The sequence below is a fragment of the Chlorobium sp. KB01 genome, assembly GCF_001975465.1.
Classification (GTDB): Bacteria; Bacteroidota; Chlorobiia; order Chlorobiales; family Chlorobiaceae; genus Chlorobium.
The window spans coordinates 1-10,793 of sequence record NZ_MPJE01000059.1 but is presented as its reverse complement, the minus strand read 5'-3'; the positions used below and the strand labels follow the sequence as shown (position 1 = coordinate 10,793).

The following is a 10,793-nucleotide window of genomic DNA, read 5'->3' as shown; positions in this document are numbered from 1 at the left end:
ATGGTGCCGAGCGAGATACCGATGAAGTGGGCTTTACGGATATTGAGCGAGTCAAGCACTTCGATGATATCACGGGTGATATCCTCAAAATCGTAATGACGCTCATCCTTGTGCGGCAGCATCCCTTTCGACCTGCCGTGACCCCGAAGATCGACCAGCAGGACATTGAAATAGCGTATAAACTCCTTGATCTGCAAGAACCATATCGAAGAACTCCCCCCGGCGCCGTGGACAAACACCACCCAGGGAGCTTCGGGGTCATCCAACTCATATGTTTTGTAATGAAGCATGGAAGAACCGTGTTAAAACATTGCAGCCTCAAAAGAAACAGAACAAGGGTACCCGTTTAAAAGTTACACTCAGCTCCGCATAACACGCACAAACTCAAACAGCGCTATCCCGGATGCCACAGCGACATTAAGCGAATGCTTGGTGCCGTACTGCGGAATCTCGAGAACCTCATCACAGAGCTCAAGCAGCTCGTTTTCAAGACCGTCAACCTCATTACCCACAACAAGGCAGAGCGGAAAATCACCGGGAGTGAGCGTACTGTAGGGACGGCTTCCTTCCGTAATCTCAAGACCGCAGATCTTCACTCCTGCACGTTTCAATGCCGAAAGCGCCACAAGCGGATCGGCATGATACTCCCAGGCAACACTATCCTGGGCTCCAAGTGCGGTTTTATCAATCTCTTTTCTCGGCGGTGTGGCCGTATAACCGGAAAGAATCATTTTTTCAATTCCGGCAGCATCAGCTGTGCGGAACATTGAGCCGACATTCCACATACTGCGGATATTGTGCAGCATCAGATAAATCGGGTGTTTGGGAGAACCTGCATACTGCTCCGGGCTCATACGGTTCATTTCAGATCCATGAAGCTTTCTGAACTCCGCCATATTAAAGTGATGCGAGCTTTTCGATAAGACGCTGGTTTTCATCAACAAGCCCCACATTGAATCTGAGGCAGTTTTTCATCATCGGATAGCCGGAAACATTTCTGACAAGAATACCCTCACGCTGAAGCGCCTGAAAAACCGAACCGGCATCCGGAACCCGGATGATCAGAAAATTGGTATCACTCTCCAGTGGCGAAACACCTTCAATCGAAAGCAGTTCACTGTAGAGCCGGGCCCGTTCATGAAGAATATAGGATACGGCATCCGTGACCAGTGAGTAGTTCGAAAGCACACGCTCGATGGTGATCTCCTGAAGCCTGCCGGAAGCAAAGGGGATTTTCGGTTTTGCAAGCTCAGCCATCAGGGCCGGGTTGGCAATCGCAAAACCAATCCGGATTCCTGCAAGAGCAAGAGCTTTGGACATGGTGCGCAGTACCACAACATTGGGCAGCTCGTCAATCAGTTCAAGAGCGGAACGCTGACGGGAAAACTCGATATAGGCCTCATCAACAAGGACAATGGCGTCACATGATTCCGCAATCAGGCGGACATCTTCCAGTGAGAGCGATTTGGAGGTGGGATTGTTTGGTGTAGAGAGCACGATAAAATGAACCGCCTCATCCCGGGCCGTCCGGATGATAGCTTCCGTGTCAAAATCCAGACCGGGCTGCATCGGCACCTTGACAATCCCGGACTGCAGGAGCAGGGCGATTTTTTCATACAGTGAAAATGAGGGATCAGGAATCAGCACTTTGCGTGATGGACCAAGGCAGGCAAGAAAGATCGTGTAGAGCATCTCATTGGAGCCGTTGCTCATCATCACACACTCCGGCGCAACCCCGAGAAATTCAGCATAGCTCTGCATGCCCCGATAGGGAAGAATGTCAGGATAGCGGTTCCATGACTCCTTCTGAAACGCACCAAGTATCTCCTCCTTGAGCCACATCGGCACATCAAAAGGGCTCTCATTCTGGTTCAGCTTGACCTCTGCCTGCTGCCCCCCCTCAACATGGTATGCCGCAACACTCTGTAATGCGGGATTAAGAAGGCGCTGTATATCGTTCTGCATAGGGTACAAAATATTGTTGCGGTGAAAGGGTCAAGGAGAAAAAATTGCAGAGCGATCTCCTTATATGGACAACGCTTGCACTACCCATACAAAAAAACATCTTTTTCACAGAATTCATGAAAAAAAGCTGGACAATCCTCATTTTTTTTATAAATTAAATCAAGACAAATTTAATCTTATATCAAGGAGCAATAATGAACCGCATAAAAAAAACACCCCTCGACCTGCTCAATGACATATATAGCCTTGCATACTGGATGACCGGCAGTGAGAATGAGTCGCAAGACCTTGTCAAACTCACCTATCGATCTGCAAACAAAGAGACAAAAGAGAGCGACCTGCTCAGAGCTTTCAGGAAATCCTATGTTGAGCGGTTCGGTCAGTATGCTGATTTCTGCATCCCGGACGCACCCTGCTCGCATCAGCATCATCTCCTCGATTCATTGAAACAGTGGTCGGCAGACATCAAGCTCTCCGTACTCCTGAGTGAAATATCCGGCCTTAAACACCGCCAGATCTCCGAAATTATCGGCAAACCTGTTGAGACAATACGGTTATGGCTTCTCTGGGGACGAAAACTGCTTGTCAATGACACCATGATGAAAGTTTCCGCCTGATCGACACCCTCCTCCCTCCTGTGAAAGGCCGCTTAAATCCCTGGCGGCCTTTTGTTTTTAGACAAGCCTCTTTATATTTGCTTTTCCTGCACCTTTCAATCTCTTTTACCCTATGATTATTCTCACCGGCGGAGCGGGATTTATCGGCAGTGCCATGGTTTGGGAACTCAACCGTTATGGTGAAGAGAATATCATCATTGTTGACGATCTTGGCTCGACGACGACAAATAAATGGCGCAATCTCTCCGGGCTTCACTTTGCAGATTTCATCCAGAAAGACCTTTTTCCCGACCTGCTGGAGAGCGGTGCATTCAGGGATATTTCCGCCATCATCCACATGGGTGCAAACAGCTCTACCACCGAAACCGATGCCGACCACCTTCTGGTCAACAATTACGGCTATTCAAAAAAGTTGGCCTCATACTGCATGGCTCATGATGTAAGGCTGATCTATGCATCAAGTGCGGCAACCTATGGTGACGGTTCCAACGGATACTCTGACAATATTGCAGAAATTGAGAGGCTCCGGCCATTGAACATGTACGGATACTCCAAACAGTTGTTCGACCGGTGGGCAGATGCAAACGGCATTCTCAACCATGCCGCGGGACTCAAATTTTTCAATGTTTACGGACCGAACGAGTATCATAAATATGATATGAGCAGCGTCGTTTTCAAGGCATATCATCAGATTTGTGACAAAGGATCGGTAGAGCTCTTCCGCTCTCATCGCCCTGACTACCTTGACGGCGAGCAGTTGCGGGACTTTGTCTATGTCAGGGACTGCACCCGGATCATGCTCTGGCTGCTCGACAACCCTTCAGCATCCGGGCTCTTCAACGTCGGAACAGGCAGAGCAAGGAGCTTTCTCGATCTTGCAAAAGCAACATTCTCGGCTCTCGGCCGGGAGCCGGTCGTCAACTTCACGCCGATGCCTGAAACCCTCCGCGACAAATACCAGTACTACACCTGCGCCGATATGACCCGGCTGCGCTCTGCCGGATACCATGAACCATTCACCTCGCTTGAAGAGGGCGTAAAAGAGTATGTACAGCACTATCTCGCTGCCGACAACCCCTGGCTTGATCTCGCGAAAACCAATTCATAATGCCTAACAACCCTTCACATTGACCAAAGAAAAAATCATCGAGATCCAGGGTATTGAGCCGGTCATTCTTTTCGGGCCCTATGATGCCCACCTGAAAAAAATAAGGGCGGAATTTCCCGATCTGCTCATCACCGCCAGGGGGACAAAAATCACACTCAAGGGAAAGCCCGAAGAGATTGCTGTAACCGAGAAGATTTTCAGCGAGATGAAGTTTCTTGCCGACAAGCACGGCGAAGTACTTGACAATGACCTGAACATGCTGATCACGCTTGCCTCGTCACCGGCTCCGGAGATGAAACCCGGACATCTGGCGGATGAAGATATCATTGTCGCAACAGCCGACTATGTCGTCAGGGCAAAAACCAACGGACAGCGGCGAATGGTCGCAGAAGCAAAAACAAATGATATTGTGTTTGCCATCGGTCCGGCGGGTACCGGAAAAACCTACACCGCTGTTGCCATAGCCGTAGCGGCATGGAAATCCAAAAGTGTCAAGCGAATTGTTCTTGCCAGGCCGGCTGTGGAAGCCGGAGAGAGCCTCGGTTTCCTTCCCGGTGATCTCGCACAGAAAATTGATCCCTATCTTCGGCCGCTTTACGATGCCCTGCAGGATATGCTGACTGCAGAAAAGCTCAAAATGCTCACCGAAAAAAGGATTATAGAAATTGTTCCTCTTGCCTATATGCGGGGCAGAACACTCAACAATGCCTTCATTATTCTTGATGAAGCCCAGAACGCTTCGAACAAGCAGATGAAAATGTGTCTGACAAGGCTTGGTCTCAATTCAAAAGCGATCATTACAGGAGACGTTACCCAGATTGATCTGCCCGAACAATCTGACTCGGGACTCACCAATTCGCCGGAAGTCCTCAAGGATATCAAGGGTATCAGCTTTGTCTATCTTGACAAATCCGATGTCGTTCGTCACCGGCTTGTGCGTGATATCATCAACGCTTACGAAAAACATGAGCAGAAATAGCGCTTCAGCCCGTAAAAAGAGCGCTTCAGGGTGGAACTTTCTTATACCCTGGCCGGTTCAAACGAATATAACCGATCCGGTGAGGCCAACTCTCTGAAGGTCCCTGCCTGATTTTTCAATAACAGTAAACGAGGAGAAACAAAATGGCACACAGAATCACCGAAGAGTGCACCTATTGCGGAGCATGTGAACCTGAATGTCCGGTCACTGCTATCACTGCGGGGGATGACACCTATATTATTGATGAGACGACCTGTGTTGACTGCATCGGCTTTCATGATGAAGCGGCTTGCGTCCAGGTCTGCCCTGTAGACTGCATCATCAAGGTCTGAAGAGGCAGCAAACCCGAGATAAATCACAGAAAAGACCATCTGCAACCAAAATAAAACCTTAAGGGATTGGGGCGTTTTTTTTGCGGTAATGAAAAAATCTTATATTATTCAAAATTGACCCGAATCGTTCTTTCATAGTTTTCAAATAATCAACAAGCAAGGAACTTAATATGGCACTCTACATTACCGAAGAATGTACCTACTGCGGAGCATGTGAACCAGAATGTCCGGTTACTGCAATTTCTGCCGGTGACGATGTTTATGTTATTGACGCCGGAACCTGCACGGAATGCGATGGTGGCGAAGCTGCATGTGCATCTGTTTGTCCTTCAGACGCTATTGTCAAAGGCTAAGCTCTGACGATCAGATCAAATAAAAAAGCGGAAGGCAAACCCTTCCGCTTTTTTATTACCAGCAACACTGAGATCTTCTATCAAACAAAACCGCTCTTTAAACTTCGTAATCCACAACCCTCCGTTCCCGGGAGGCCTCACCGATAAACGGCTTCAATGCCTGATGTTCAGGATGGATCTGATAGGCATCAAGAGAGTGCCGGTCAACAAATTCAGTGTAGAGCACCACGTCACCCGAGCTCTCGCTTCGACTGAAATCGAGACCAACCTCAATGGCAAGCATCCCTTGAATTCTCCCCCGCAACGCCTCCAGCTTCTCCTGTATCAGCCGTGCATTGGTCTCACTGTCGTTTCCATGCGCAGCATCCTTAAGCTGCCACATCACAATATGCTTGATCATTTTTTGCACCGTCTGCGTTATCGTAAAAAATCAACTTTCTGTCTGTTTTTTTCTCGCGGATTTTGACAGCGCAAGATCACGCTTTTTAAGCTTTCCCGCAGATTTCGTTGCAGAAATCCCTTTTCTGTCAAGCTTTCTTCCCCTTTTCGCAATCGCCAGATCACGTAATTTCGACTTCCCGGCAGATTTTGCTGCGACCAATGCTTTCCGGTTCTGCTTCACGCCGGATTTTGCAACAACCGGATCTCCCTTTTTCATCTTTTTTCCGGATTTGGCTATGAGCGCTGTGTGCTGTTTTGACTTTTTAACCGATTTTGTCAGGGCAACTGCATGCCGGGCATGATGCTTCGATTGTTTAGCCGAAGCAGCAACGACTGCTGCACCTTTTCGGGCTTTCCGGGTATGCAACCGTGACGCATGCGCCATTTTACGCTCTCCGGCATCGGCTCTCACCGCCCGTTCTGCGGGAGGAACAGAGGAGCGTGCAATCATAACAGGTTCCTCCCTCTGGATCAGCAGTGCCCGATCAAACATCTCTGCGGCAACATTCCAGCGATCCGTCCTTGAATTCAGCATAACCAGAAGAATATCCCGGTTATCCTTTATGGCTCGTCCGATCAGGCATCTTCCGGCCCTGCCGGTATAACCTGTTTTGATTCCGACTGCATAGGGATATCTGCCCAGAAGCTTGTTGTGCGTTTTAAGGGAGTAGACCTTTCGGGTAGACTGCTCAACAAAAACAGCACGATCAAGGCGCGCTACGGCATTAAAAACAGGATTCCTGACCGAATATTCCGTCAAACACAACAGATCTCCAGCCGTTGAGGTGTTGCCGGCATAAATCCCTTTATCAAAACCTGCCGGATTGGTAAAACGGGAATTTCGCATCCCGATCGCTCTCGCCCTGGAGTTCATGGAAGCGACAAAGGCATCAACACTGCCGGAGAGATGTATCGCAATAGCAAAAGCCGCATCATTGCTCGAGTTGACCATGGCCGCCTTGACAAGATCAAGAAGCCTGATTCGCTCTCCAACCCTGAATCCCGCTTTTGACGGTTCTACATTGGTGGACTCACGGGTAATGATCACATCCTGATCCAGCTTTCCGCTTTCAATCGCCATGATACAGGTCAGAATCTTGGTCAGGCTTGCAGGAGAGACCGGCCGGTCAATATCCTTTGCCATCACAACCCTTGAGCTGCATAAATCCTTGACAATATAGGAGTCTACCGGAGCCTGTATCTGGTAGGAACCATTACCGGGCTCTGCATGGAGCAATGCAGGGAGTGCTATGGAAGCCGTAAAGGCAAAGAGGCAGATACCGAGAGTTATAACCCTCGCTCTGACGGGAAGATGTTTCCTGCTTTTACGGGAACGTAGCGTCCATGGACGGCAAATTGCGGCTGTCGAAAATTGTTCTTGCATCGAAAGTGGTCTACTGTTCTTGTAATTATGGTCAACCGGTGTTAAAAAGCCTCTCTGTAAAGCATAATCACGCTCATCCGAAGGTACATATCCAAACCCTGAATCCCGTTATTTTATCACAAATAATCACCTGCTTTTTTTATACCCTCAGCCTTCAACCCGCGCTTTGCTGCACCGGCACTTTCGGAATGCTCGATACTTGATACCATTGACTGGTACTGGCGGACATCAAGCAGAACAACCGTACTTTTGCCATGCTGCGTAAGCACCAGAGGTCGTCCGGTCTTCTTGACCAGCTTCACCAGTGATGCTGTGTTTGCGCGAAACTCCGACAACGGCCTTATATCTTCCTCAAGATTGATACTTCCCATATAAAACCATAAATAGTACTATTATTTGTACCAATAATTGTACGTATTTAAGTACTAAAAAACAACTCTTTCCGGAATATTCCAAAGCGGCAAGCTGATTTGCAGCAGTTATTCCGAAAGCGATCCGGCTTCTGATATTTTTGGTTTCGGGGTATGAAGATCGGTAACATCCATGCCCTTTATCTGCATGACCAGATGAAGCGTGTTGGTCACCAGCTCTTTGACGGAGCGTTTTACATAGCGGCTTCTGAAAAAGGTGTTGTAATTATTTTCAGTATCTTCGGCAATCCACCCTCTGCTCCATCCGACAAAATTAAAAGGCGGAAAGGTAAAGCCGAGGTCGCTGAAAAACGCATTGAGATTTCCCGCAACGCCCTGCACATTATCCTGTCCCCCGGTTATAATGAACGAAGCAACCTTGTTTTTTATCAGCACCCTGTCATGTATGGTTATCTGGTTCTGAACGGTATTGAGTCGTTCAGCCATTTTGTAAAACAGTGAGGATGCGTTACCCCACCGGATAGGAGTTGCAAGTATAACCGCATCCGCCCACAGCACCATGGTACGGTAAACCGCAAGCATCCCGTCCTCCGGATCCATTTCCGATATGGAACAGGGCCACGTACAGGCATTTTCATGACGACTGTAGTACCCTTCGCAATGGCGGAAATCAAGGTCACGGATTCTGATCATTTTTGTTGCCGCGCCGAACTCCGATGCCGCGAAATCGAGCGCACTCTGCAAAGCCGTTTCGGAAGTGGAGGGACGAGGCAGATCACAATTCATATTGGTCGTGGAAATACCGAGCACATTGAGACTCCTCGTTGTGGTCTGATACTCCATCTTTCGCAGATCGGCCAGAGGATCAACATCATGAGCTGCCCTGAAAGCCTCTCTGGAGGGCTCTTCTGAAACCATGATCATGCCGTTCTCGACAATCACGTCATAAAGCGCCTGACGGTCCCTGTAGCCCTGGGGCGCCTTGCCGCTCTTCAGGCTGTACTGCCAGCCATGCCAGGGGCATACAATATAAAGCTCTCCGTCTTCGAGCCGCTGAATGGTTCCCTGACTGAGATCTCCACCCTCATGAATGCAGCTGTTCCCGAGTGCGGTAACCGTGCCCTCATAATGAAACAACACAATGGTATGCTTGTCGGACCGGACCAATTTATGCGTATTCTCGGGTAGCTCCGAAAGCGGTATGAGTGGAATATGGCGCATGGAATCAACGGTTGGTTACATAAGTTCTCTTCAGAATCTGATCGCTTCACGGGCTGCTTGCAGGTCTGCGTTCCCGGTTACCGCTCCGTCAGCACAAGCTTGAGGGCAAGGCCGACAAAGAGTGCTGCAGCAACTCTGTTTACAACGCTCTGAGCACCGGGAGAGTTGCGGTAACGCTCCCCCAACCCTCCGGCAAGCATACTTATCGCTCCGAAAACAAGTATGGTTGCCAGAATGAAGAGCCCTCCAAGCAGAAAAAACTGCATCGTCACGGAGCCTCCTGCCGGATCGACAAACTGCGGGAGAAACGCCATAAAAAAGAGCGAAACCTTCGGATTGGTGAGATTCATGACAATCCCCCTTCTGTAGAGATCTCCCTTTGAAAAATGAGGAACCTCTCGCTTCTCCGCCGTTGATCCTCCTGCCCGGAAAGCCTGCCATGCAAGATAGATGAGATAAGCCGCTCCGATATACTTGAGGATAGTGAAGGCAAATGCCGAAGAGTTGACAAGCGCCGCAAGCCCTAACGCCACCGCAACGGTATGGCCAACAAGACCGGTGGCAAGACCAAAAGTCACAAAAACACCGGCCTTCCGCCCGTTCTGCGCAGCCTGGGCCATAACAAAAAGGTTATCAGAACCGGGAGAGAGGGCAAGAATTATCGCAGTCGAAAAAAAAGCAAGCATCGTATGGGTATCGATCATCATAAACGAATGATAATAATATTTAAAAAAAGAGGCTCTGTTTTTTATTGTCGTGAGTTTCCCCTCAAATCATTTTCTGACAATATACCACATCAAACCTCACCCCTCTTTTCTCTCCGACTCCCGTCAACCTGCCGCACTCCGTGAACCCGTTGTTTCGATGAAAAGCTATACTACCGGGGTTACGGGACGAAATGCTCACAAGAATCGAGGTAATACCCATGCCCTGCGCTTTATGCTCAAGACAGTTGAGAATTTGTTTTCCAATCCCTCTGCCGGTATATCCATGTTTCAGAAAGCAGGTCAGTTCAGCCGTAGAGGAAAATACCGGAATTGAGCTGTAGGGACGAAGCACTCCGAAACCAACGACAACGCCTGACTCATCCCGGGCAGTGACTGCCGGGTATCCCGATGAAAACTGTACAAATGATTCGAACATTTCATAAGAGAGCGGGCTCTCGGTATATGCAGCAAAACCCGACTCCGTATAGAAATTGAATATGTCAATAATCGCTTCCCTGTCATGGAGCGTAACCGGCTCAAGAGAAATCCTCATATCCCTTAAAAAAGTTGCTACCGTTTTTAGCCAGGCTTCATTTGTGCCTTGCAAAAAATCAATCCCCAACTTTAAATCTACATTGAAGAGAGCAGAAAACATCGAAAACGGCGGTAATTCTCTCCACTCCGCATTGAGTTCAAGAGAGGATCAATCCGGGAGGAGATAATGAGCGGTTTTTCCATCCTCCTCTTGAACCTGACAGGAGAGCGATTTATATTACCCTCTGAATACAGATTCCTCTGCAGAAGACCGGAACGTCACCATGATGGTGAACTACATTATTTTCAGAGGTCTCTACTAACGTGCAACCGTCACGGAAAATGTAAAGGAGTTCTATGCTTAAAGAAGCGGCAGGGGTAGGCGGCGCTCTATTGCTTACACCTCTTGGCGTACCGATAGCGCTTCACGGAATTGCAGGAATTCTTGTCGGAGGAGCCGGGCTTTTTGTTGTGGATGCAGTACTGAAACAGGCTGAAGATATCATGCAAAAACCGGAAACTAAGTCAGGAATGCCGGAGTCAGAGGATCGAGCTATTCCGGATTAGCGCTATCGGAAGTTCAGATAAACCGCAGGTGGTATCAGCAGGTAGCCAGGCGGAGTTGAGCAGTTGCTGTCAATGCATCTGTGGAGGACATCTTTTTCAAAAAATGTATAGCACGGGTATTAAACTCCAGAGGCTGGTCAACATTGCAGACATGGCCGGAATTACCGATCACCTCAAGCCATGAATTGGTGTGGCGGGTTATGATGTACCGTAC

15 protein-coding genes and 1 pseudogene are annotated in these 10,793 nt (G+C 48.7%); 6 read left to right on the top strand and 10 right to left on the bottom strand.

The genetic code is table 11. From position 1 onward, the window contains the following. The 3 genes from BOO20_RS06105 to hisC form a co-directional block, all read right to left on the bottom strand. On the bottom strand, positions 1–290 hold a 290-nt coding region (locus tag BOO20_RS06105), incomplete at its 3' end, for an alpha/beta fold hydrolase (RefSeq protein WP_144277129.1). A gap of 69 nt (positions 291–359) precedes the next feature. Continuing rightward, positions 360–896, bottom strand: coding sequence for an RNA methyltransferase (locus tag BOO20_RS06100; RefSeq protein ID WP_076791385.1), 537 nt, complete (start codon positions 894–896; stop codon positions 360–362). A gap of 1 nt (position 897) precedes the next feature. Then, a complete protein-coding gene (gene hisC, locus BOO20_RS06095; RefSeq protein ID WP_076791383.1) occupies positions 898–1,965 on the bottom strand; it encodes a histidinol-phosphate transaminase in 1,068 nt (355 codons plus the stop codon). A 194-nt stretch (positions 1,966–2,159) separates the two neighbouring features. On the opposite strand from hisC, the gene BOO20_RS06090 reads away from it, so the two are divergent. The 5 genes from BOO20_RS06090 (at position 2,160) to BOO20_RS06070 (ending at position 5,354) form a co-directional block, all read left to right on the top strand. Beyond that, the gene (locus BOO20_RS06090) at positions 2,160–2,582 is read left to right on the top strand and encodes an RNA polymerase subunit sigma-24 (RefSeq protein WP_076791382.1); all 423 of its coding nucleotides are present in this window, start codon (positions 2,160–2,162) and stop codon (positions 2,580–2,582) included. A gap of 112 nt (positions 2,583–2,694) precedes the next feature. Then, the gene (gene rfaD / locus BOO20_RS06085; protein ID WP_076791380.1) at positions 2,695–3,690 is read left to right on the top strand and encodes an ADP-glyceromanno-heptose 6-epimerase; all 996 of its coding nucleotides are present in this window, start codon (positions 2,695–2,697) and stop codon (positions 3,688–3,690) included. Between the two features lie 19 nt (positions 3,691–3,709). Beyond that, positions 3,710–4,669, top strand: a complete 960-nt coding sequence (locus tag BOO20_RS06080; protein ID WP_076791378.1) for a PhoH family protein — start codon at positions 3,710–3,712, stop codon at positions 4,667–4,669. Between the two features lie 143 nt (positions 4,670–4,812). Further along, positions 4,813–5,001, top strand: coding sequence for a 4Fe-4S binding protein (locus tag BOO20_RS06075; protein WP_076791377.1), 189 nt, complete (start codon positions 4,813–4,815; stop codon positions 4,999–5,001). A gap of 170 nt (positions 5,002–5,171) precedes the next feature. After that, a complete protein-coding gene (locus BOO20_RS06070; RefSeq protein WP_076791375.1) occupies positions 5,172–5,354 on the top strand; it encodes a 4Fe-4S binding protein in 183 nt (60 codons plus the stop codon). A gap of 97 nt (positions 5,355–5,451) precedes the next feature. Here the strand turns inward: BOO20_RS06070 and BOO20_RS06065 are convergent, their stop codons facing one another. The 6 genes from BOO20_RS06065 to BOO20_RS06040 all read right to left on the bottom strand — a co-directional run bounded on the left by BOO20_RS06065 (position 5,452) and on the right by BOO20_RS06040 (position 10,031). After that, entirely contained in the window at positions 5,452–5,754 is a 303-nt protein-coding gene (locus BOO20_RS06065; protein ID WP_076791374.1) for a Dabb family protein, read from the bottom strand. 30 nt (positions 5,755–5,784) lie between these two features. Then, positions 5,785–7,179, bottom strand: coding sequence for a D-alanyl-D-alanine carboxypeptidase family protein (locus BOO20_RS06060; RefSeq protein WP_076791372.1), 1,395 nt, complete (start codon positions 7,177–7,179; stop codon positions 5,785–5,787). Positions 7,180–7,295: 116 nt separating this feature from the next. Continuing rightward, entirely contained in the window at positions 7,296–7,550 is a 255-nt protein-coding gene (locus BOO20_RS06055) for a type II toxin-antitoxin system Phd/YefM family antitoxin (RefSeq protein WP_076791371.1), read from the bottom strand. A 108-nt stretch (positions 7,551–7,658) separates the two neighbouring features. Next, positions 7,659–8,771, bottom strand: coding sequence for a Rieske 2Fe-2S domain-containing protein (locus BOO20_RS06050; RefSeq protein WP_076791369.1), 1,113 nt, complete (start codon positions 8,769–8,771; stop codon positions 7,659–7,661). Between the two features lie 77 nt (positions 8,772–8,848). Further along, positions 8,849–9,475, bottom strand: coding sequence for a LysE family translocator (locus BOO20_RS06045; RefSeq protein WP_076791387.1), 627 nt, complete (start codon positions 9,473–9,475; stop codon positions 8,849–8,851). 64 nt (positions 9,476–9,539) lie between these two features. Beyond that, positions 9,540–10,031, bottom strand: coding sequence for a GNAT family N-acetyltransferase (locus tag BOO20_RS06040; RefSeq protein ID WP_076791367.1), 492 nt, complete (start codon positions 10,029–10,031; stop codon positions 9,540–9,542). Between the two features lie 338 nt (positions 10,032–10,369). On the opposite strand from BOO20_RS06040, the gene BOO20_RS06035 reads away from it, so the two are divergent. Further along, the gene (locus BOO20_RS06035; protein WP_076791366.1) at positions 10,370–10,579 is read left to right on the top strand and encodes a hypothetical protein; all 210 of its coding nucleotides are present in this window, start codon (positions 10,370–10,372) and stop codon (positions 10,577–10,579) included. 34 nt (positions 10,580–10,613) lie between these two features. On the opposite strand, the pseudogene BOO20_RS13140 reads toward BOO20_RS06035, so the two are convergent. Beyond that, positions 10,614–10,793 (bottom strand): annotated as a pseudogene (locus tag BOO20_RS13140) (alpha/beta hydrolase); the annotation flags it as partial.